At 63.9% G+C, this 21328-nt stretch carries 20 protein-coding genes; 12 read left to right on the top strand and 8 right to left on the bottom strand.

Translation table 11 applies throughout. The features are described 5' to 3' along the window. Positions 1–90 precede the first annotated feature (90 nt). The 3 genes from AC1ME3_RS16405 to AC1ME3_RS16395 all read right to left on the bottom strand — a co-directional run bounded on the left by AC1ME3_RS16405 (position 91) and on the right by AC1ME3_RS16395 (position 2443). A complete protein-coding gene (locus AC1ME3_RS16405; protein ID WP_480954026.1) occupies positions 91–909 on the bottom strand; it encodes a phosphate/phosphite/phosphonate ABC transporter substrate-binding protein in 819 nt (272 codons plus the stop codon). After that, positions 906–1796, bottom strand: coding sequence for a fatty acid desaturase (locus AC1ME3_RS16400; RefSeq protein WP_480954025.1), 891 nt, complete (start codon positions 1794–1796; stop codon positions 906–908). Before AC1ME3_RS16400 ends, AC1ME3_RS16405 begins: the two co-directional genes overlap by 4 nt. Positions 1797–1990: 194 nt before the next feature. Beyond that, a complete protein-coding gene (locus AC1ME3_RS16395; protein WP_480955859.1) occupies positions 1991–2443 on the bottom strand; it encodes an alpha/beta hydrolase in 453 nt (150 codons plus the stop codon). A gap of 90 nt (positions 2444–2533) precedes the next feature. Here AC1ME3_RS16395 and AC1ME3_RS16390 point away from each other — a divergent pair, with 90 nt between their 5' ends. From AC1ME3_RS16390 to AC1ME3_RS16375, 4 genes are read left to right on the top strand one after another with little or no spacing between them, the layout of a single operon-like run. Further along, the gene (locus AC1ME3_RS16390) at positions 2534–3775 is read left to right on the top strand and encodes a flavin-containing monooxygenase (RefSeq protein WP_480955894.1); all 1242 of its coding nucleotides are present in this window, start codon (positions 2534–2536) and stop codon (positions 3773–3775) included. 29 nt (positions 3776–3804) lie between these two features. Continuing rightward, entirely contained in the window at positions 3805–5961 is a 2157-nt protein-coding gene (locus AC1ME3_RS16385) for a PQQ-dependent dehydrogenase, methanol/ethanol family (RefSeq protein ID WP_480954024.1), read from the top strand. Further along, the gene (locus AC1ME3_RS16380; protein ID WP_480954023.1) at positions 5958–7085 is read left to right on the top strand and encodes a CaiB/BaiF CoA transferase family protein; all 1128 of its coding nucleotides are present in this window, start codon (positions 5958–5960) and stop codon (positions 7083–7085) included. The genes AC1ME3_RS16385 and AC1ME3_RS16380 overlap by 4 nt, the downstream gene beginning before the upstream one ends. Positions 7086–7123: 38 nt before the next feature. Beyond that, the gene (locus AC1ME3_RS16375) at positions 7124–8041 is read left to right on the top strand and encodes an alpha/beta hydrolase (protein WP_480954022.1); all 918 of its coding nucleotides are present in this window, start codon (positions 7124–7126) and stop codon (positions 8039–8041) included. Positions 8042–8398: 357 nt separating this feature from the next. On the opposite strand, the gene AC1ME3_RS16370 is transcribed toward AC1ME3_RS16375, so the two are convergent. After that, the gene (locus tag AC1ME3_RS16370) at positions 8399–9088 is read right to left on the bottom strand and encodes a DUF4238 domain-containing protein (RefSeq protein WP_480954021.1); all 690 of its coding nucleotides are present in this window, start codon (positions 9086–9088) and stop codon (positions 8399–8401) included. A gap of 147 nt (positions 9089–9235) precedes the next feature. Between AC1ME3_RS16370 and AC1ME3_RS16365 the strand changes: the two genes are divergently transcribed. The 5 genes from AC1ME3_RS16365 to AC1ME3_RS16345 all read left to right on the top strand — a co-directional run bounded on the left by AC1ME3_RS16365 (position 9236) and on the right by AC1ME3_RS16345 (position 14369). Next, positions 9236–9466: a hypothetical protein gene (locus AC1ME3_RS16365; protein WP_480954020.1), complete on the top strand. Its 231-nt coding sequence runs from the start codon at positions 9236–9238 to the stop codon at positions 9464–9466. Between the two features lie 10 nt (positions 9467–9476). Beyond that, positions 9477–10250, top strand: a complete 774-nt coding sequence (locus AC1ME3_RS16360; RefSeq protein WP_480954019.1) for a protein kinase domain-containing protein — start codon at positions 9477–9479, stop codon at positions 10248–10250. Then, positions 10247–10864 (top strand): hypothetical protein, encoded by a 618-nt coding sequence (locus AC1ME3_RS16355; protein WP_480954018.1) that lies wholly within the window; start codon positions 10247–10249, stop codon positions 10862–10864. Before AC1ME3_RS16360 ends, AC1ME3_RS16355 begins: the two co-directional genes overlap by 4 nt. Positions 10865–12092: 1228 nt before the next feature. After that, positions 12093–13094, top strand: coding sequence for a M48 family metalloprotease (locus tag AC1ME3_RS16350; RefSeq protein ID WP_480954017.1), 1002 nt, complete (start codon positions 12093–12095; stop codon positions 13092–13094). 132 nt (positions 13095–13226) lie between these two features. Then, positions 13227–14369, top strand: a complete 1143-nt coding sequence (locus AC1ME3_RS16345; RefSeq protein ID WP_480954016.1) for a hypothetical protein — start codon at positions 13227–13229, stop codon at positions 14367–14369. A gap of 462 nt (positions 14370–14831) precedes the next feature. Here AC1ME3_RS16345 and AC1ME3_RS16340 read toward each other — a convergent pair whose 3' ends face one another. Both AC1ME3_RS16340 and AC1ME3_RS16335 read right to left on the bottom strand, forming a co-directional pair. Beyond that, a complete protein-coding gene (locus tag AC1ME3_RS16340; RefSeq protein ID WP_480954015.1) occupies positions 14832–15449 on the bottom strand; it encodes an NAD(P)H-dependent oxidoreductase in 618 nt (205 codons plus the stop codon). After that, on the bottom strand, positions 15446–16453 hold the full coding sequence (locus AC1ME3_RS16335) for an NAD(P)-dependent oxidoreductase (protein WP_480954014.1): 1008 nt from the start codon (positions 16451–16453) through the stop codon (positions 15446–15448). The genes AC1ME3_RS16340 and AC1ME3_RS16335 overlap by 4 nt, the downstream gene beginning before the upstream one ends. 85 nt (positions 16454–16538) lie before the next feature. On the opposite strand from AC1ME3_RS16335, the gene AC1ME3_RS16330 reads away from it, so the two are divergent. After that, positions 16539–17144 (top strand): TetR/AcrR family transcriptional regulator, encoded by a 606-nt coding sequence (locus AC1ME3_RS16330; RefSeq protein WP_480954013.1) that lies wholly within the window; start codon positions 16539–16541, stop codon positions 17142–17144. Between the two features lie 701 nt (positions 17145–17845). Then, positions 17846–18337, top strand: coding sequence for a hypothetical protein (locus AC1ME3_RS16325; RefSeq protein ID WP_480954012.1), 492 nt, complete (start codon positions 17846–17848; stop codon positions 18335–18337). Positions 18338–18476: 139 nt separating this feature from the next. Here AC1ME3_RS16325 and AC1ME3_RS16320 read toward each other — a convergent pair whose 3' ends face one another. Next, positions 18477–19388 (bottom strand): alpha/beta fold hydrolase, encoded by a 912-nt coding sequence (locus AC1ME3_RS16320; protein WP_480954011.1) that lies wholly within the window; start codon positions 19386–19388, stop codon positions 18477–18479. 195 nt (positions 19389–19583) lie between these two features. Here AC1ME3_RS16320 and AC1ME3_RS16315 point away from each other — a divergent pair, with 195 nt between their 5' ends. Next, complete coding sequence (locus AC1ME3_RS16315; RefSeq protein WP_480954010.1) at positions 19584–20495, top strand: LysR family transcriptional regulator; 912 nt, start codon at positions 19584–19586, stop codon at positions 20493–20495. A 446-nt stretch (positions 20496–20941) separates the two neighbouring features. On the opposite strand, the gene AC1ME3_RS16310 is transcribed toward AC1ME3_RS16315, so the two are convergent. Next, complete coding sequence (locus AC1ME3_RS16310) at positions 20942–21247, bottom strand: hypothetical protein (protein ID WP_480954009.1); 306 nt, start codon at positions 21245–21247, stop codon at positions 20942–20944. Positions 21248–21328: the final 81 nt, after the last annotated feature.

Raw genomic sequence — 21328 nt, 5'->3', positions numbered from 1 at the left:
CAGCATCGATGTGCTGCAAAGCAGGGCGGGCGCCGCACAGGCTCACAATGACGCAACCGAGATTAGCCGCCTGATGATCGGGCGGGGTGGTCATCGTAGGTTCGGGTAGCCGAAGCGGATCGCCGTTTGTTGCAGCGCGTGGATCGGGGCCAGCGCATCGAGGTTCGCGATGACGATCCCCGCCAGCCCGATGCTGGCACGAGCCTCCGGCAGGCATGGGTCCGTCAAGATTTCTTGCAAGGCTAGTCGCAGCGCTGCGATGGTCTCGACGCTCGTCGTAGCGGATGTTACGAACGGCAGCGTCGGAGAGGCCGGGCTACGGGCGACGATCTTGAGGGGGGCGGTCAGATCTGGTTCGTGACGCACCAGCGTCGCATAGGTGACGGTGTCGATCGCCACGATATCCGCGTTCCCTGCGACGATCGCCGCAACGCTGCCGCGATGCGATCCGGTCTGCACAACGCGAGCGAAGAAGGCACTAGTCTCGGCTATCGGCGCTAACGTCGCGCGGAACAGGTTCATTCCTGTGTTCGACTGCGGATCGTTGATTGCGGCGCGGGTGTCGCGGTAGTCGACCAGCGACCTCCGTCCATCGTTCGCGCGCGCCACCAGTACGCTGGCATGTGTCGCGTCGCTACTTGTGAACCCCGGCATATCGTAGATCGGTAAGGCGATCACTTGAAGAGCAAGGCTATCGTCGGCGATCAGCGGGTAGCCGCACGCTTGCCCGAACAGCAGGTTCGGGTCCCGCCAGAGATCATGGACGTGGCGCGCCCGGTCGAGGACGTCGGGCACACCGTCGACCCCCCGTTTGCGCAGGATGCGGACGATCGCGGACCAGATCCGGTCGTTGGCGGACTGCTGCGCCGGATGATCGTACATTCCAAGCGATGCGACCAGGCGGCTCATGCGGTATGTTGCCGGGCACCAGGATGGAGCATGTCGTCATGCGATCGAAACGCGAAACGCCGGACGATCTCACCATAGCCGCGATATACCGGCGCGCCTTGCGCCACGAACCGGTCACGGTGGCTGCTGTGATAGGACGGGAGGCGATACCAGGGGAGCCCCGGACGTTCGTGATGCGCGGCATGGAGATTGTTGTTGAGGTACAGCAGCGCGAACAGGCCGCCGCGCTCGACGATGGCGGCGCGTCCGGGACTCGTGAGGTCGGCGCGATGCTCGGCATAGGAGCGCAGCATCGTCAGCGCGGTGCCCGGATAGACGAATGCCAGCACATACTTGGCGAGGCTCAGTCCGACATGATCCAGCCACCACAAGATCGCAGCTACGCCGAACAGATGCGGCACCCAGTCCCGCGCGACAGCAACGGGGTTGCGAACGGCGCGGCGCGCCTCGCTGAATAGGAAACGTCCGATCGACAATGCCGGGTCGAAGATCATCTGGCCAACCAAGGTCGATTGTAGCGAGGCGATCAGGGCGTCGTGTCGGGATAGGTGGTAGCGCGATTCAGGATCGTGTCGGGGATCGGTGATCACCTCGGCACCGTGATGCGCAATATGGCTTCGGCGATACAGCCGATACGGCAGCCAGAGCGACAAGGGGGCAAATCCGATCGCGCTGTCGATCCGGCCAATCCCGGTCGGATGGCCATGGATCGTCTCGTGCTGCAGCGATCCCTGCCAGGCGACCAGCCATCCGCCAAGGACGATCAGTACGGGCAGCGGAACTTGCGTATGAACCGCGGTAAGCGCGATCCAGCCGGCGTAGATCAGCACCGCGACCGTGAGCGTGGGCCACTCGATGACGGGCATCCTCGCGAAGAGATTACGCATATCCAACTCCTTGGCTGATGCTAACATCCCCCAGACCGATGGGAATTGACAGCAAGCAAAGGTGCGCAGCTGAGATAGGTTTGCTTCGTCACGAAGATACGCGAGCGCGCCGACCCCAAACACGAAGTATGATCTCCGCAGGGCGCTCACATTGTCCGACGTTCGGCCGATCTCGCTTACCGGCCGGCGTCCAGCTAGGCGTCCCCGATCGCTTGGATAATGCGATAGGCGGCAACAACGTCACGCTCGACGACAGCCAAGGTGAAGCGTTCGATGATGGCGCGCAGGCGATTGGTCGGCGCCGTCGCAGCATTCAGGAGCGGGCCATCGATTAGGCGACTGCCCCATTCCACACCCAGGCGCTGCGCTTCGTCATCGGCGCCGACGACGATCGATGGGAAGGGCAAGCCGATTTTTGGCGCCGCGAAGTTACGGTGGTCCAAGCTCGTGCCTTCAGGGGCGACCAACAAGGCGCCGGCAACGTTCGCGGTATAGGCTTTCGGTGACAGTCGCGCCCACCATGCGGCGGCCGCGCAGGCGCTGCCCTGCGCCAGGAGCATGACGGCACGATCAGACGCCGATACGGCGGCATCGATCCGCGCCGCCAGCGCCGTTCGCTCAGAAGCGGTACGGCTGCGAACAGCGATATGCTGCGGATCGCCAAACCGGGGAAACTCCTGAAAACGCCCGAATATAGGGTCGGCCTTTTCGGGAACGAGCGCGATGAGCGTCAGCCGATGGCTATCAGCGCGGGCGAATGGTCCGCGCGGTACCTGATCCTCGCGACGGGCAGCCTGTCGGCCGCGAAGGCGCCGGATATCGCCGGGCTCGGCGATTTTGCGGGCCAGACGGTCTCGACCGCCAACTGGCCCGAGGACGGCGTCGATTTCGCGAACAAGCGGGTCGGCGTGATCGGCACCGGATCGTCGGGCATCCAGGCGATCCCCCTGATCGCGGCGCAGGCGGAGCATCTCACGGTCTTTCAGCGCACGCCTTCGTTCACCGTACCCGCGCGCAATGCACCGCTTGCGCCAGACCAGATCGCGACGCGCAAGGCGGCGTACCGCGATCACCGCGCGACCGTCAGGCAGACTGCGCCGGGCGTGATATTCCGCATGACCGGAAAGTCCGCGCACGAGCTCGCGGACGCCGATCGCACGGCCGCCTATGAAGACGCGTGGACGCACGGCGGCGCAGGCTTCGCGCAGGTGTTCAGCGATCTGATCCTCGACCAGACAGCCAACGCGACCGCGGCAAACTTCGTGCGCGCAAAAATCCGGGACACGGTTGCCGATCCCGAAACCGCCGCGAGCCTGACGCCGGGCGACTATCCGATCGGGTCGAAACGGATCGCGGTCGATACCGATTATTATGCGACGTTTAACCGACCCAACGTCACGCTGAAAGACCTGCGCAAGGATCCGCTTCGGCGTATCGTCGCACAGGGCGTGGAAACGGCCGAGGGTACGACGCCGCTCGACGTTCTCGTGCTAGCGACCGGCTTCGATGCGATGACCGGCTCGTTCCTGCGGATAGCGATCACCGGCACCGACGACACGCTGGCGGAGAAATGGAGCGCGGGCCCGCGGACGTATCTGGGGCTGATGTCGGCGGGGTTCCCGAATCTGTTCCTGATCGCCGGGCCGGGCAGTCCGTCGGTGCTGACCAACATGGTCTTGTCGATCGAGCAACACGTCGAATGGGTGCGCGATTGCCTCATAGCTTTGCGCGACCGCGGTGAAACCCGGATCGAGCCGACGCGCGAGGCCGAGGACCAGTGGGTCGACCGCGGCAATGCGATGGCCGCCCGGACGCTCTTCATGTCCGGCAACTCCTGGTATCTCGGCGCGAACGTGCCCGGCAAACCGCGCGTGTTCATGCCGTTCATCGGCGGTGTCGCGGTGTACCGGGGGATCTGCGAAAAGGTGGTCGCGAACGGCTATGCCGGGTTCGAACGGCGTGCCACAATCGAGGCCTGATCCGCATAAGCGGACGGAGAGGAGACGGGATGCGGATTCGGTGGGAAGCGCTCGGGCTGGTGTTGCTGGCCGGCTGTACGGTATCGCAGGACAAGGCAACGACCCCGGCGGCAAGCGGGGTCGGCAAGATCGACGGGGCGTTCCTGACGACCGGCGGCAATGGCAGCGACTGGGCGGCGACCGGGTATAACTACCAGGAGCAGCGCTTCAGCCCGCTGACGCAGATCAACGCATCGAACGTCGGCAAACTCGGTCTCGCCTGGTCCGCCGACCTACCCGATGCGCGCGGGCAGGAGGCCACGCCGATCGTCATCGACGGCAAGCTGTTCGTGACCGGGCCGTGGTCGAAGGTGTTCGCCTATGACGCGGTGACCGGCAAGGCGCTGTGGACCTACGATCCCGGCGTGGACAAGGCGAAGGCCGTCGACGCGTGCTGCGACGTCGTCAATCGCGGCGTCGCGGCGTGGAAGGGCAAGCTGTATTTGGGCACGCTCGACGGCCGGCTGATCGCGCTCGACGCCGATACCGGAAAACCGGCCTGGTCCGTCCAGACCACCGATAACGCGAAGCCGTACACGATCACCGGCGCGCCGCGCGTCGTGAAGGACATGGTGCTGATCGGCAACGGCGGCGCGGAGTTCGGCGTGCGCGGCTACGTGACCGCCTACGACGCAGCGACCGGCGCGAAGAAATGGCGGTTCTACACCGTCCCGAACGCAACCGGCGCAGCGGACGGCGAGGCGTCCGACGCGGTGCTGAAGGCGAAGGCGGGACCGACCTGGTCGGCGGGCGGGCAGTGGAAGCAGTCGGGCGGCGGCGGCACGGTGTGGGACGCGATCGTCTACGATGCCGAACTCGACCAACTCTATATCGGCGTCGGCAATGGCAACCCGTGGAACCACGGTTTGCGCAGCGAGGGCAAGGGCGACAATCTGTTCCTGTCCTCGGTTGTCGCACTGAAGCCGGAGACCGGCGCGTATCTGTGGCATTATCAGGAGACGCCGGCGGAAAGCTGGGACTTCACCGCGACGCAGCCGATCATCCTCGCGACGATCCCGATCGGCGGGGTTCAGCGGAAAGTGCTGATGCAGGCACCCAAGAACGGCTTCTTCTTCGTCGTCGACCGGACCAACGGCAAGCCGATCGCCGCGAACAAATTCATCAAGTCGGTGAACTGGGCGGACCGCTATGGTCCCGATGGACGGCCGGTCGAGACGGCGGCCGCGCGCTATTACCGCACGCAGAAGCCCTTCATCGGCGTGCCGTCGGCGCTTGCCGCGCATAATTGGCAGCCGATGAGCTTCAGTCCGAAGACCGGGCTCGTCTATATCCCCGCGCAGGAGGTCGGGCTGGCGTATATTCCGCCGCTGACGCCGCAGGATGCCGCGCGCCAGCCGCTCGGGTTCAACGTCGGGCTGAATTTTTCCGAAGGCATGTTGCCGCATGATCCAAAGGTGATTGCGGGGGCGACCAAGGCGACGGTCGGCGCGCTGGTGGCGTTCGATCCGGTCGCGGGGAAGGAACGCTGGCGGGTCGATTACCCGGTGCCGTGGAACGGCGGCACGATGTCGACCGCGGGCAATCTGGTGTTCCAGGGCACTGCGCTGGGCGAGTTCCGCGCCTATGCCGCCGACACCGGCAAGCAGGTGTTCGCCTATCCGGTGCAGTCGGGGATCATGGCGGGCGCGAGCAGCTTTGCGGTCAACGGCGTGCAATATGTCGCGGTGACCACGGGGCGGGGCGGGTCGTTCCCGCTGGCCGCGGGCTATGCGGCCGGTGCCGCGCGAACCATCCCGAACATCCCGCGCGTGCTGGTGTTCAAGCTCGGCGGCACGGCCAGGCTGCCGGCGCTACCCGCGACCACGCCCGGCGATTTCTCACCGCCACCGCCTGCCGGAACACCGCAGCAGATCGCCGAGGGCAAGGCGCTGTTCGGTCGCAATTGCCAGGTCTGTCACGGCGGCAACGCCGCGGGGGGCGGCGTGACGCCCGACCTGCAACGCTCGGTGGCGCTGGCGAATGCAGAGGCGTGGAAATCAGTGCTGATCGACGGCGTGCTGAAGGACCAGGGCATGGTCAGCTTCGCGCGCGTGATGACGCCGGAACAGGCGCAGTCGGTCCGCTACTACGTCATCGGCGAGGCGAACTGGGCTAAGGCCAATCTTCCTGCTGAGGCAAAGAAGTGACCGGCGGGCCGCTTGCAGGCGTCCGGGTCGTGGAGTTCGACGCGATCGGCCCGGTACCGCTGGCGGCGATGATCCTCGCGGATTTCGGCTGCGAGATCGTCCGGATCGGGCGGGCAGGGCGGCCGCCCAGTCCGAGTGCGGACGGTCCGATCCTGGGACGCGGCCGTCGTTGCATCGCCCTCGACCTGAAGAATGCAGCGGATCGCGACACCGCGCTGGCGATCGTCGCGTGCGCCGACGTGGTGATCGAGGGCAACCGGCCGGGGGTGATGGAGCGGCTCGGGCTCGGTCCCGATGCGTGTCTCGCCGCCAATCCGAAGCTCGTCTACGGCCGGATGACGGGGTGGGGCCAGACCGGGCCACTCGCGCAGACCGCCGGACATGACATCAACTACATCGCACTCACCGGCGCGCTGCACGCGATCGGCGGCGCCGACCGTCCCGTGCCGCCGCTGAACCTCGTGGGCGACTATGGCGGCGGGTCGATGCTGCTCGCGCTCGGCGTGACCGCAGCGCTGGTTTCGGCGCGGACGACGGGGACGGGGCAGGTGGTCGACGCGGCGATGACCGATGGCAGCGCCCTGCTGATGACCATGTTCTACGCGATGCACGCTGCCGGCTATTGGCGCGATGCACGCGAAGCGAACCTGCTCGACGGCGGCGCGCCCTTCTATCGGACCTACGCCTGTGCCGATGGCGGGCACGTCGCGGTCGGTGCGATCGAGCCGGCATTCTTCGCCGCGCTGCTGGCTGGTTTGGAGTTGGATGCCACCGGGATCGATCAGGGCGACCGAGCGGCATGGCCGGTCCTCGCGAGCCGCTTCGCCGCGCGCTTTGCGGAACGACCGCGCGACGACTGGGCGGAGGTCTTTGCGGGTACGGACGCTTGCGTGACGCCGGTCCTGTCGTTGGCCGAGGCGCCACACCATCCCCACAACCACGCCCGCGCCACCTTCGCCGCGCCATCCGGCCCGATGCAGCCGATGCCCGCACCGCGTTTCTCCGCGACTCCGGCGACGACCGCGCCAACCGAAAACACCGACAGCGCTGCGATCTTGAAGGTGTGGTCAGCCGCATCCAGCGCCGATCGCGTGCGCTTTGTGACGTTGAAAGGGTGCCAATGACTCCGTCAGCGCATCTCGTCGATCCCGAGCTTCGGCCTTTGCTTGGCCTGCTTCCGGTAATTCCCCACGATGCGGCATCGCTGGCCCTTGCCCGTGCCCAGTCCTATCTGATGCCGCCGCCGGGCGATGACGGGGTCGTACTTGAGCGGCGCTGGATACCGGGTCCAGCAGGCGCACCCGACATCCTGGTCCACATCTATCGCCCGGCGCGCATCGACGGCGCGATCGGCTGCATTCTCCATATGCACGGCGGCGGCTTCGTGATGGGCAAGGCGGCGAACCAGGAATTCGTCCATCGCCGCTTCGTCGCGGACCTCGGTTGCGCGCTCGTGTCGGTCGACTATCGACTCGCACCCGAGACGGTGTTTCCCGGCGCGATCGAGGATTGCTACGCGGCGCTCGGCTGGGCGTTCAATAACTGCGATGCACTGACCATCGACCCAACGCGGATCGGGGTGATGGGGGAGAGCGCGGGCGGCGGCCTGGCGGCGGCACTCGCGCTGCTGGCACGCGACCGCGGCGAATTTTCGTTGGCGTTTCAGCACCTGATGTATCCGATGCTCGACGATCGGACATGTGTGCGGGACAATCCATCGCCCTATGCCGGCGAGTTCGTCTGGACGCCTCAGAACAACCTGTTCGGCTGGACGTCGCTCTTGGGCAGCGCACCGGGTGGCGCTGGCATATCCTGCTACGCGGCACCGGCGCGCGCCGAAAATCTTGAAGGCCTGCCCCCGACATTTATTGCCACCGGCGCCTTGGATCTGTTCGTCGAAGAGGAATTCGACTACGCACGCCGCCTGCTGCGGGCCGGCATCCCCGTCGAGTTGCACGTCTATCCCGGCGCGTTCCACGCCTTCGACCTGCTGCCACGCGGCTGGTTGACGGAAACCACATATCTTGACCGGATACGGTCCTTGCATCGTAGCATGGCGCCGACCTGTTCTCGGGTTTGATTGACTGCGACGTTACCGAGTGAGTCACGCCAGTTAATCTTGGTGGAAGCACGAACCCGCTGCGCGGGAGGGTCGTGCGGGGCGCGGTTGAATTGATATCGCGGGTGTAGCGCATCGATTGAGCGCTACGGGAAGCAGGCAGAGCCTCGGGGTTCCACGAAAGGAGCCCTGCCATGACTATCCTCATACCCGTTGTTGCCGTCAGCCCGTTACGCCAACGTCTCATCCACATGGGCATACGCCGCTTCGGTCCTGAGACGCGTCGGAACTACATTCGCGACGTCGGGCGGTTCGCGACGTTCCTCGGGCGCTCGGCGGCGATGAGAGCCAGCAGGTCGACGCGCGTGGTCCGCGCCGTCAGGCCCTCGCCGGCCTCGCCGGCCTCGTCGATCTCGGCGATGGGCAGGAAGACCATGATGCCGTGCGATTCGAGACCGCGGTCGCCGTATGGGAAGGCATTGCGGATGGTGACGGGGTCGTCGGAGATGATGAAGCGCTGGCCGGCACCGGCCTCGAAGAGCGCAGGGACAAGCCGGACCATCGTTTTGCCACCCTGTCGCGCTTCAAGAAGGACTTGACCGCCCCAATCCTGATCGCCGCCTCCGTCGGCGTGGCCAGGTTCAGGTCGGCGTCGGGATCGACGCCGATGTCGCGCATCATCTCCCACATCTGCAGCGCCATGCTGTGCGGCGTCGACCTGGCGAGCTTGGTGCGCAGCATCTGGGTCGCGAACAGGTCGACCATCGCGGCTTGATCCTCCGGCTTGATCCAGGCCAGCGCGCGCCGAGACACGATCTCGCTGACGAGCCTGGCCGATCGGCCGTCGACATCCTGGAACAGGTCCTCGAAGTTCCACTTGCCCGCGGTCAGCTCGACGGTGTTGAAGTCGTTCGCCGAGCCGGCGTTGAGCAGCGAGCTGATCCAGGACCTGTCCAGGCCCTTGTCGTATACCCAGATCGACCGGCGGTCAGCGTCCGACGCGAAGTGGCGCAGCTGCGCCTGCGGCTTGTAGTGGTGCTTCCTGGACGGCTTGGCCTGCTTAGACATTCCCTGGATATAGGTGGTGAACGGTCCTGACCCAAGGCGACGCCGGGCCGTGTATCCGGCGCGGCGATGCGCTACTCGGGTCGGATGTCAGACGAGAACGCATAGACCTGGATCGACGCGGCGCGGTGGCGCGACCGCTGGTCGGTCGTGGAGAACCTCGTCGGCGGCGGCCAGGACGACGCCTTCCGCGCCAGGCGCACCGCCGACGGCTGGGACGGCTTTCTGAAGGTCCTCAAGGCGAGGACGGTGCCGGAGCGCCGGTCGCGCTTCTTCCGCGAGGCGAGCGCCTACGACAGCTTCGCGGTCGACGGCATCCCGCGCCTGATCGAGAGCAACGCGCACCGGCACGGCGACCTGGCCTTCGCCCCTACATCGTGACCGAGTTCGTGTGGGCCCCACGCTGACGGCCTGGCGGGCGTCGGCCGCACCTTCGCTGGAGGACGCCGTCGCGGTCACCTGCCGCATCCTGGGGATCCTGCGCGACTGCCACGGCCAGGGGTACGTGCACCGCGACGTCAAGCCGGACAACGTCATCCTGCAGGACGGGGATCCGGCACGAGCCTGCCTGCTCGATTTCGGCCTGAGCTACCACGAGGCCGCGGATCCCGATTTCCGGACTGAGGACGGACAGGAGGTCGGCAACCGCTTCCTGCGGCTGCCCGAGCTCTCGGCGGGAAGCGTGCTCAAGCAGGATCCTCGTTCCGACCTCTCGTTCGCCAGCGGCATCCTGTTCTTCCTGATCGTGGGGAGCCACCCCGACGTCCTGCAGGACGCCGAGGGGCGGCTGCCGCACCAGCGCGGCCCGGCCCTGGCCGCGCTCCAGACCGCGGCGGGACCGAGGCTCGCGCGGCTCGTCGCGTTCTTCGACAACGCGTTCGAGCCCGTGCTCGCGGCGAGGTTCTCGAACGCCGGGGCGATGCTCAACGCGCTCGACCGGCTGATGGAAGGCGCCGAATGCCATCGGGTCGCCCGACGAAGACCTCGCCGCGATCCGCGGCGTGATCGACACCGCGGCCGAACGCCCGCACATAGCCTCGATCAAGACCTTCGGCGACGCCATCGGGCACTTCGGCCCGGTCAGCCAGGCGATACGCGACGAGCTGGGTGCTGGATCTCTCGCTGGGCCAGACCGCGCAGCGCATCGACGCCGGCGTCGGCATGATCACCTACATCTGGAGCCGCACCGGTTCCGACCCGTTCCTGTCGACGAACTGCGAGGCTACGCAGGCCGGCGACGAGGTCGTCGTGCGCCTGTCCGGCGAGGCCGTCCACCGCACTCCCATCGCCTTCTCCGACTTCGGTGGCCAGATGGCCTCGACGATCAGGGCGTGGGTGCTGGCGAGGATCAGGCGCGCGCTGGTCGATCCCGGCCACCTGCCCGTCGAGGCGGAGTTCTTCCGCGAGACCGCGCCGCACGGGCGGTTGGCGGCAGCGGCACATGCGGCGCGTTCGGCCGGCCGGCGGGTGCTCGCGTTCGTCTACGACCCGTCGCAGTCGGACCGCGGGCAGCTCGCCCACGGCCTCCGCTACTTCCTGGAGAACCGGCGCACGCGCGACACGATGAACGCGGCGTTCGTCACGGCGCTGGTCCCGCTGGCCCAGATCGCCGAGGTCTCCGACGTGCTCGACGGCCAGTCGATGGAGCGGTCGCGGTGGGTCGTCCTAGACGCCGACCTGCATCCGCTCGAGCAGCAGGTCATCCACGCGAACGGCGAAGGGGGCGAGAGCACGATACTCGCGCTGGCCGACCGCTACCCGCCGGGAACGGCGTCCTAGCCGCGGCGGCGGGCGGACATCCGACGCGGCTGCGCCCGGCGTCAGCGCGGCAGCGTGTTCGCCTCCGCCAGCGGGTCGAAGAACGCGCCTTTTGCGTGAGGCGGCTCGCAACGACGCCTTCAGCGCCGCATCCGGTCTGAAGGACCGTAGAGGTGGGATGAACGAGCGGCGGAAAGTGGGAAGCGGCCCTTTGCCCACTGAACGACCGTTCCTGGGTCTGGCGGAAGCCGTAAGTAGGGCGTGTTCGTCCAAACCTGGACGTTCATGCTGGCGATCCGGGCTCTCGATACAGCCATTCGTTCATTTGGATCGGTAAATGGGTCAAACCTTATCCATCGGTACGATCCTCGAGGGAAGGTTTCAGCAATCACTATGAGGTAGGTGGCGTTCATGAACGCCGAAAACCGTGCCGTAACGCTCAAGGCAAGCAGGCTGAAGCTTCTGCCGCAAGCTATTGTGCTCAGCATTTCTGCTTCCCTTTGCGCTCCTGGCTATAAGTTATGGCTATGCGCTGGTCAGAAAAGATCGCGTAGAACTAGCCGATCTTGCTATTCTCGCAATTTTTACACCTATCGCACTTCTCTTCGTATGGCTCCAAGTGCGCACGCTTCGTCGTTTAGCCCGTCCTGATTTGCTAAGTGTGACCACTGGTGGCGTAGAACTGACTTTCCAGGGCACGAGGCTTTACCATTCTTGGTCGGCTTTGGGGGAGCCCGTATTGGCGTTTAAATGGTAAAAGCGCTGCGCGTTCGATAGTCATGTCCCAACGCAGCGGCGGCAAGCTAGTCATAGCGGCCGAGGACTATGCGCATGAGCCCGATGATATATTGGTAATTCTCAAACAGGCTAAGGCCGGTTTTGTAACAGAACCGGCCCAAAAGCCCTCGAACGCACTATATGCGTTTCTGGCAATTCCGGCTTCGTGCATCACGCTTGGCATTTCAATTATCGGCCTAGTGTGGATTGTTTTTAGATAACCGATCAACCCGGATCTAGTTGTCCAATCCATGGTGCCGGAAGCCCCCGGTCCGCTTTTCACCCATTCGGGTCTCTGACCGTCGGTCTTCCTCCCCCGCAACTTCGGGCCCTCGTCCAGAAACCACAGCGATACTCCCCCGCTTAGCAGCAACTGGCGGGACGATCGGTAGATCAGTGCAGAGCGGTATCGATGCTAATCCGGAACAACGGTGTATGGGTCGCTTTATACCGTCGTAACCGGGAGAGCTTCATGATCCGCCGTCACATTGCCGTACTGCTAGCCAGCGCATTCGTGCTTGCGCCCGTTGCCCCTCTCACTGCCCAGAACACGGTCCGCTCAATTTCGCCGACTGACAAGGCGCAGGGCACTCAGGCTCATCCACAACTGCTCGAGCAGTTCGGCGGTGCGTACAAGGGGCCGCAGACGACATTCGTCGAACGCGTCGGCAAGCATGTCGCGGTCCAGTCTGGCCTGTCGAATGCGGGCAGTGACTTTACCGTTACCCTGCTCGACTCCCCGGTCGAGAACGCCTTCGCCATCCCGGGCGGGTACATCTACGTCACCCGTCAGCTGCTCGCACTGATGACCTCGGAGGCAGAACTCGCCTCCGTGATGGGCCATGAGGTAGGCCATGTCGCCGCTCGCCACGCCGCCTCGCGCAATACGCGTGCGACGATCGGTGGCCTGCTTGCTCGTGGCGTCAGCCTGGCTACGAAAAGCGATCTCGCGACCCGGATCGCCGGCACGGGCGCGCAGCTGTACACGCTGAAATACGGACGCGATCAGGAATATCAGGCCGATGCGCTCGGCGTCCGCTACATTACTGCTGCAGGCTACTCGCCCTATGCCTCGGCCGACATCCTGGCGGCCCTCGATGAATCGACCGGGCTGACGGCGCAGGCCAGCGGCACCGCACGTTCTGCGCCGACATGGGCATCGACGCATCCGAATGGAGCCGATCGTGTGCAGCGCGCAGAGGCACTGGCGAAGGCCACCGGCAAGCCGGAGCTTGCGACCACCCAGGATACGGCGTTCCTCCGCATGCTCGATGGCCTGCCATATGGCGACGGCAAGGAGGGTCGCAAGGTCATCCGGATCGTCACCGTTGGCGCAAGGGACACGATTGATACGTTGAGCCAGCGCATGGCGGTCGCCGACGGCAAGCGCGAACGCTTCATCGTCATCAACGGCGTTCCGGCTGACGAGCCGCTGAAGCCCGGGACGCTCGTCAAGCTGGTGGTCGCCGCATAACCGCGGATATGAGGATCGGCGAAGCTGCGATCGTGGATGACGTGCGACCTATGGGCCTGTCAGGGACGCCGGTCTTCGGATCGTCACCAATGAAAAGGGTCATGTCGTGACGGTGATCCCGGGGCGACAGCGATGAGCGTTGCGGGCGCTGCAATCCTGTCGGAAATGGAGTCCGCCCTACGCCGTTTCACCCCCGATGAGGCAGCCGTCACGACCGAACTGCTGCTCCGCCTGAGGGACGCCCTGGAGCCGGGCGACGAGCAATGGTTCGATCAATTCGACAGCCATGTCATGACGCTCGACGGCGCCAGTACCTATCAGCCGCAAGGCAACACGGAGCGACTTGCTTTTGACCACGCCCTACAAGCTGCGTTGCTCGCGCTGCACGAGCTTGTTCGCCGACGGCGCGAGGGTCAGGTGACGAAGCCGCCTTCGAATACCGACGAAGGCAATTGTACCGACGTTGCCGGGCGGGGGCCGTCCGAACGTGACCGGCTCCTCCACGCTGTGCAGGACACCCTGTTCATACTTACCCGGACGGCTCGCGCACCCGCCCGTTTACTCAACGACGTCGAGGATCGTTCGGACTGGAAAAATTTGGTTCTATGGTTCGTCGAGGCGCTTATCGGGGAAGGTCTCGCGACGATCGTGGGTGGAGATCGTACGTCGACATCCCACCTCAAGCATCTTCGCGACCCTCTATACGATAGGGGGGGCGATGATCAGGCGTGGGAAACGCTGCTCGTGTCGCTCACCGGACTCGGTGTCCTGTTTACCGCCGAGATGGGGATCGTCACTCTGGGCCAGCCGCTCAGTACCTCATTTACCGCGAAAGCGGAGGGGTGGGGTATCGGTGAGTCGACGGCGCCGGCGCACCATGTCGATGCCGCGCCGTCCCACGGCACGTCGTCGGACGTTGCGGCTGCGATCGCGGATGGGCGGTGGACCATCAACGCCCGAGTACTTCTCGATGACGGTGGACAGTTGGTAGTCTTTCTGTCGGACAATGCGAACGACCCGACGGTATCGGCGATTGTCGGACGCGAGGTATTCCGCTGCGACGTACGTGGCGCGCCCATGTGGCAGATCGCAGCTGAGGCCGGGACGACCGATTCCAGAACGCATCCTTTCGATCACGCGACCGTGACCAGCGAGCCTTTCGTCAGCGTGTTCGAGGCGGACGGGAACTATTACGCCAGCCGCTGGAACGGCGACACATTCGTGATTGATATGTCTAGCGGAAAGGCATCGTACTCGGGTTGGGCTCGGACGTGATGACGGTCGCGGTAGATCTGGTGTGACTTTATAGTCCGGCTTCTTGGCGCGCTGATCGCGGCCGCGTCTCAAGAATACCTAAGCGACGTTGCCGCAACTGACGATTGTCGGCCCTTGGTCGCGACAGATGCGCTAAATTGGACGTTAACACGCTAAATTTCGGCGCGAACCAGAAAGCGCATGCCATCTTTTTGATGATACGGAACAGACCACGCCGCCTTGATTTGAAGTCTGGTTGCGCGTTGCGACATTCCCTGATCGGACTCCCCGTTTTCTCACCCGAATCCGCCAAAAAGATTGTCCAGCGTACTGAGTGCGGCCGTACGAACGAAATGACCGAATGGCCGAAGTTGGAAACATGAAAAGTGGTCGCTAATGGCCGAAACTGGGTCATTAGCGACTTGAGCTCAGTGGCACATAGCACTTGGCTGGCCGCTTTCAGCCTCCATTTGGCTAACGTCCCTAATCGGTTGATTCATAGTGTCCGATCAAGGTGCTTGCGATTTCTCGTGCCGCGGACGGATGCGCCAACCGCTCTGGTGTTATCAATATCGAGCCGACGACAGGCGCGCCACAGAAGTCGAAGATGCCATCCTCAATCTGCGCTTTCATCGCCCTACGATAGCCACGCTTGACGTAGGTCGCCTCGCTGGCAGCGGCCATCGCAACCAAACTGACCTTCAGTCGGCCTAGCCGCTTCGTGATGCGCCCCTTGGCGTCCTCATCAAAAGCCCAGCCTGCTACGAATACGCGGTCGATCCAGCCCTTCAGCAAGGCCGGCATCGCCCACCAGTAAACCGGGTAGACCAAGATTAGGTGATCCGCGCGATCGATGCGCTTTTGCTCCGCGCGCACATCGCCGGGCAGGGGGCCTTTGCCGTTGAAGGCCGCGTGGTCCGCCAGCCCAAATACGGGATCGAACCCCTCAGCCGCCAGGTCGACCGTCTCGGCACCATGACCACGAGCCTGTGACGCCGCGACGATCGCCGTCGCGACCGCGCGGGTAAGCGAAGACCCCGCAGGATGTGCCATGACCACCAGTGCCTTCCGAGTCTCGGCTTCCGGAGACATCCGTGTCATGCGAGTGGGAGCGACATCATTCGGCCGCCGTCCTGCGTCAGACGTGCCAGATACTCGTTGTGGTCGAGGATCTGGAAGGGGAAGAACAATCCGGCCGCCGCTGCCGGCCTGCCGTCCAGCCCGACAAGGCGTTCCAGCAGCATGCTGATACCCAGCCCGGTCAGCGGAGCGGCCCCGGCGGGATGGAAAACGGCGTGGCGGCTGCGTAGCGGTGCGCCTGCTTCGTCGGCACCGGACAACTCAATGATGATCTCCGTCGACTTCGCGCCTCCTGCACGTCTGCTCGAACTGACGCCCGTGCCAATGCCGAACTCGATGTTCCTCGCACCCGTCACCGCTGCAAGGCCAGTAATGTCGATCGACGAGAAGCCGGAAGCCGTTAGCTCCGTGCCGTCGATCGCCCGGAATGCAAAGCTGGCGTCATTGCCCTTCCGCCAGACGAAAGCGCCGTTCTGTCGTGCCAGAACGAAGGAGATGACGGAGGCAAAGCGCTCGAAATCCTCGGTGACGGCTGGGCCTCCCCAGTCTTCCTCATCGACCAGCGCGCCGATCCTGATCCCGTCGACCCGCGCATAGCCCCTGGCTGCGGTGAGCGTTGCGATCGTGGTGGCCCCGACCAGCCACTCATAGCCAAGGACTATGGCCGCTGCATCGGGTCGCTGCATGTGGATCGCGATCTCGGGTGCGATTTCATAAAGCCCGGTCGAAATACCTAAATGTGGAATACCGCGGGCATGAGCGTAGCGCAGGCTCGCCTGCCGTTCGTCGGTATAGAGGACGGCAACCGCTGCGATCGAGCGTTCGCCGAGGCCAAGATCGTCCGCGTGGGGATCGATCACGACCCCTTCGACGTGGGCCAGTGCACTTTCTACCTGCTCGGCCTTCTGACGGTTTCTGGTGCCGATGAGCAAAGGGAAATCCGGATGCCGCTTGCGCAGAGCCTGAACGGTGAAATGGCCGATCTGGCCAGTGCCGCCCAAAAGCAGAATGGGTGAGTTGGACATTGCAGCCTTTCTGTGGAAGGAGTGAAGCTACGATCTGTAGGTTTCGTATAAGCTACCATTAGTAGATTAGACAAGCGGATTTATCATGACGGTAGATACGAGCGTGGCGACCCCGCAGCGAGGGCGCCGTCTTTCCAAGGCTGATCGGCGCCAGCAGCTTCTCGCGACAGCGCTCGGCGTGATCCGTGAGGAGGGTGCCGACAGCCTGACCCTTGGTCATTTGGCGGCGCGGGCGGGCGTGTCCAAGCCGATCGTGTATGACCATTTCGGCACGCGATCCGGCTTGCTGATCGAGCTTTATCGCTGGATCGACACCGAGCGCGTCGAGGCGTTCCGCCAGGCGATGGCGGCTGCCCAAAACGATCGCGACGAGACGATCGCATCGCTCGCCGACGCCTACATCCGCTGTGCGGCAGACCTCACCGGCGAGTTCTACGTCGTCGGCGCCGCGCTTGCTGGAAGCGCAGAGAAGGCAGAAGTCTATGCGGAGCTTCTCGACCAATCCGTCGCGATGTTCGTGTCCGTCCTTCGCCCGTTCAGTCGACTGAACGGACCAGCGGCAACCCGGTTGTGCGTTGGCCTGGTTGGAGCGGGAGAGGGCCTGTCGGCCGCGATCGTTCGCGGCAAGCTCACCGAGGCTGATGCCATAGCGACGTTCAATGAGATCATCAGCGCCGCTGTGCCTGATTAGCTAGCACGCTACCTACCAAAAGAGCCGAGAATGCATCAGATCATGATGTGCCTCGTTCACCGCCGCTCATCGGCATTGAGCAGACACATGAACGGATGTCGGAAGTTGGGAAGCGCGTAACGACGACTGAATGTCGTCTTGTGGGTCTACCAGGAAGCCGTAGGGCAAGGCGCGTTCGCCCAATAGCAGACCTGCGCTTATTGAGTTACCTATCGCCTACGAGGCGCTTTATTCTTCCTGTTTTTATTGGCCTGCCGATCATAATTGCGGCGCAATCGAGCGAGGATTGGTCGCGAAAAATGCCCTCGCGACCGACAGCCTTGGCGGAACGCAAGCGGGCCCTGACAATAACAGCGTCCACAGAGGCACTGTTTAAAGCGTTGGAAAATCTCTCATCTCGCCCTCACTCGTGGAAGATTATTCCGATCAGACGGGACGACGCGACTGCAAGCGTCCGCCTCCGCTGGCCACAACAGCCCAGCTATCGAGACCTCGGCGCGATTTTATACGTGGCGCAGCAAAACGGCTTACGCATTTCTGATGCTGGAGCGCAGCGAGTCCACTCTAAATGACGGGTTCTGGGTCGTCCGGCGGCCAGTTGCCTGTGCAATTAGGGCAGCACGGCTGGTTTGGCGGGGCCTCCGTATCGACGGAGCAAATGGCTGGCGCGAGCAGCTGATCTATCGCATTGCTCGGTTGATATGACAGGTTACGCTACATCGGGCATCGCGCCACTGCTCGCGTTGGCGACAGCGGCGCTGGCTGCGCCGCCCGCGGTCCATACGCCTGCTCCCGGAAGCCCGGAACGCATCGCGATCGTCAAAACGCTCCACGCGGGCGACGATAGCGCGCAATCGCGTTTCACCTTCCGCGCGTTTCGCGTCTTTTCGGCGGGCACGGGTGCGATTGCCTATGTCCGCGGTGCAGGGCCGGTCGGCACCTTCCAGGCCATCCTAAAGCGCGACGGCCAGGCTGCATGGCGCAAAATATGGGGCGATGGCGATGGCGGCAGCAACAGCTGCGAAGTCGGCGCGCGCCATTATGCCTGGGCGTTGCAACTTCTCCGCACCTATACGGCCAACCCCGATACGATCTTTCCGGGCATCGTCGCGCGGACCGGGGACCTGCGACGCATGGCGAAAGCGCAGCCCGACGTGCAATGCGTTGGTGATTTGGACGGCGGCCCCAGTTGATCGCGGGCCATTGGCGCCCACTTGGCGTTATCGATCGGGCGCCGCGCTCGATGTCGCCTCCAGCCGCCCAAGCTGCATGCGCTCATCGATCATATGCGGGAGTGGCGCCATCGTTGACTGACATTGCCATTCCCGAACCTCAGGCTGAAATGTGTCGTCCTAGAAAGTCGCGCATCAGCGTCGCGATCTCAGCGTGGTGCGTCTCTAGCGCAAAGTGCCCAGCGTCGAGCAGGTGGACTTCGGCATTGGGGAGATCGCTCTGATAGGCCATCGCGCCCGCAGGTACGAACGCTGGATCGTGGCGCCCCCAAACGGCAAGCAGCGGCGGGCGATGTTCGCGGAAATAAGCTTGGAAGGCCGGGTAGAGCCCAACGTTACTGCGATAGTCGAAGATTAAATCGAGCTGGATGTCCTCAGCGCCGGGCCGTGCCATATAGGCGATGTCGAGTTCGTAGCCGTCGGGCGACAGGAGGCTCGGGTCCGCGCCGGTGCCATATTGCCAATTCTTGATCGTGTCAGGCGCAAGCGAAGGACGGCAGGCGTCGCGGTTTTTGGCGCTCGCCTCACGCCAGTAGGCTTCCCACGGACCCCATTGGTCGCTGAAGCCTTCGACATAAGCGTTGCCGTTCTGTGACACGATCGCGGATACGCGCTGGGGGTGGCGCATCGCCAGGCGCAGGCCGACCGGCGCACCATAATCGAAGATGTAGAGCGCATAACGGTTCAGGCCGAGCGCCTCGACAAAACCACCGATGACCTCGGCGAGCGCATCGAAGGTGTAATCGAAGTGGCCGCGCGGCGGCGCCTTCGTCTGGCCGAAACCAGGCAAGTCGGGCGCGATAACGCGGTAGCTGTTTGCCAGTTCGGGGAGCAGATCGCGAAACATGTGGCTCGACGTCGGGAAGCCGTGGAGCAGCAGCAGGACCGGCGCGTCAACTGGCCCGGCCTCGCGGTAGAAGATGTCTACCTCGCCTACGCGTTGCGAGCAGTATCGAACGGTTGTCATTTCCTTGTCCTTCAGCGGAGTTTGCGTGCGGCGCGCCTTGGCCATGCCCGGCATAGCTAAGGCGGCGGATCCAGCTGCCAGGCCGGTTAGAACGCCGCGGCGCGATGAAAGGGATAATCCGGAGTGCATGATGTCTTCCTTCTCGGAAGCCGGGAGATAAGCCTTGCCAATACCGGGTAGAATAGTCGCATTCTGGTAGGCTGGATTGCAGAAAGGGAAACGATGGATCGGCTGGAGGCGATGGCGCTGTTCGTAACGGCAGTAGACGAAGGATCGCTTGCAGCGGCGGCCCGGCATCATGGTCGATCTCCCGCGACCCTCACGCGCGCCGTGACGCTGCTGGAAAACAATGCCGGCGAAACGCTGTTGCTGCGATCGACGCGCCGATTGAGCCTGACGCCGGCCGGGGAACGGCACATGGCGACCTGGCGCGACGTGATGACCCAACTTGGCGCAATCGCGCCCTCAGGGGCGGCCGGCCAGCTTCGCGGCAGCATCGCCCTGACGGCACCCGAACTCTTCGGCCGGCTGAAGCTGATGCCCGTCCTTGAACCCTTCCTCCGCGCACATCCGTTGGTGTCGGCCCGCGTGCTGCTGGTCAACCGACTCGTTGATATGATCGGCGAGGGTGTGGACGTGGCCGTTCGGCTGGCACCGCTGCCGGATTCTATGCTGACGGCGATCCGGCTGGGAGAGGTACGGGTACTCGTCTGCGCTTCGCCCGATTATCTTGCGCGCGTCAGGGCGCCGAGCGATCCGCAGGACCTCGGACGTCACGACTGTATCGGGCTGAACGCAGAGGGGGACGGTGAGCTCTGGCGGTTCGGCGCGAAAGAAACGGGTGCGCGAGTGCGATCGGTGCGCGTTCCGACGCGGCTTAGCCTCAACGACGTGGGCGCCGCGATCGATGCTGCCCGGCGAGGGTACGGACTCGTGCGGACGCGCGCGTATCAAGTGGCCGACGACCTAGCAGCTGGTCGCCTCGTACAGGTTCTGGCATCGTTCGAACCGCCGCCGGCGCCGGCGCATCTCGTCTTTCATCCCGACCGCGGGATGCGCGCGCCGGTTCGCTCGTTTATCGATCATGTCGTGCCCGCATTGCGGGGGGAACTGCGCCGTATCACGTCGCTGCTGGAGGAATCAGTCGAATAGTGTGCCGCCGATCCCACGCGATGCCGTTTTTGCAGATATGCCTACGTGAACAAATGGCCGAAGTTGGGATGCATGTGGAGCGGTTCGAACGTCCAATTGCGGGTCGAATCGCCTCATCCATATACTGAGAGATGGGGTACTAACTAAATTAGCTACGTATCATGTTCACGGGCGCAATCGACTTTCTAATCGATCAGCTACTGAGCACCTGACAGCTTCTCCAGATGTTATCTTCCGGAATGTATTATAGCTAATACCGAAACTCGACATTAGGACCGCGTCCGTTTGACCGGGCAGGTTTTCGAGCATTTTGCGAACTGTGTCAGGCGCAACCTGACGTAGGGCTATTGCGCGTGGCTGCTGAACATAACCGTCGTTGATCATGTGTATGAACCTTCCGTTTGTCATACTCCGCAGATTGCGTTGTCGAGCGCCGCATGTCGTTTCTATCTGGCGGTGCTCGCTATCGTCACGTCCGACTTAGCCTGCCGTCCAACGTACAAGATCGCCAACGCACTTAGGACGGTGAGTCCAGCCAACGGCATCAGTGCCAGGACGTAGCTGTGCGTGGCGTCATGGATCTGGCCATAGACGTTGACCATCAGGCCTCCGCCGATGAGATTCGATATGGCGTTGATCCCCGCGATCCAAGCCGCGGCGTTGCCAGCTGATAGCCAGCCCGATGCCATGCTCCAGAACGGTCCCTTGAAGCAGTAGGCACCAATCAGCACGAGGCTGAGCAGGAACACCATCGGGACAGTCCACTGACGATGAACGTGCCGACCGCGCCGACGGCGATTAGGAGCAGCGGCAATGCAGTGTGCCAGCGGCGC

The sequence above is a fragment of the Sphingomonas sp. BL2 genome (assembly GCF_056680015.1).
This window is presented reverse-complemented; position numbering and strand designations above follow the sequence as displayed.

Bases quoted from the DNA above. Each gene is read 5' to 3' on its own strand.
- AC1ME3_RS16405 (WP_480954026.1), bottom strand. From the start codon at position 909: ATGAGCCGCCTGGTCGCATCGCTTGGAATGTACGATCATCCGGCGCAG.
- AC1ME3_RS16400 (WP_480954025.1), bottom strand. From the start codon at position 1,796: ATGCGTAATCTCTTCGCGAGGATGCCCGTCATCGAGTGGCCCACGCTC.
- AC1ME3_RS16390 (WP_480955894.1), top strand. From the start codon at position 2,534: ATGGCTATCAGCGCGGGCGAATGGTCCGCGCGGTACCTGATCCTCGCG.
- AC1ME3_RS16385 (WP_480954024.1), top strand. From the start codon at position 3,805: ATGCGGATTCGGTGGGAAGCGCTCGGGCTGGTGTTGCTGGCCGGCTGT.
- AC1ME3_RS16370 (WP_480954021.1), bottom strand. From the start codon at position 9,088: ATGTCTAAGCAGGCCAAGCCGTCCAGGAAGCACCACTACAAGCCGCAG.
- AC1ME3_RS16355 (WP_480954018.1), top strand. From the start codon at position 10,247: ATGATCACCTACATCTGGAGCCGCACCGGTTCCGACCCGTTCCTGTCG.
- AC1ME3_RS16350 (WP_480954017.1), top strand. From the start codon at position 12,093: ATGATCCGCCGTCACATTGCCGTACTGCTAGCCAGCGCATTCGTGCTT.
- AC1ME3_RS16345 (WP_480954016.1), top strand. From the start codon at position 13,227: ATGAGCGTTGCGGGCGCTGCAATCCTGTCGGAAATGGAGTCCGCCCTA.
- AC1ME3_RS16340 (WP_480954015.1), bottom strand. From the start codon at position 15,449: ATGACACGGATGTCTCCGGAAGCCGAGACTCGGAAGGCACTGGTGGTC.
- AC1ME3_RS16335 (WP_480954014.1), bottom strand. From the start codon at position 16,453: ATGTCCAACTCACCCATTCTGCTTTTGGGCGGCACTGGCCAGATCGGC.
- AC1ME3_RS16330 (WP_480954013.1), top strand. From the start codon at position 16,539: ATGACGGTAGATACGAGCGTGGCGACCCCGCAGCGAGGGCGCCGTCTT.
- AC1ME3_RS16325 (WP_480954012.1), top strand. From the start codon at position 17,846: ATGACAGGTTACGCTACATCGGGCATCGCGCCACTGCTCGCGTTGGCG.
- AC1ME3_RS16320 (WP_480954011.1), bottom strand. From the start codon at position 19,388: ATGGCCAAGGCGCGCCGCACGCAAACTCCGCTGAAGGACAAGGAAATG.
- AC1ME3_RS16315 (WP_480954010.1), top strand. From the start codon at position 19,584: ATGGCGCTGTTCGTAACGGCAGTAGACGAAGGATCGCTTGCAGCGGCG.
- AC1ME3_RS16310 (WP_480954009.1), bottom strand. From the start codon at position 21,247: ATGGTGTTCCTGCTCAGCCTCGTGCTGATTGGTGCCTACTGCTTCAAG.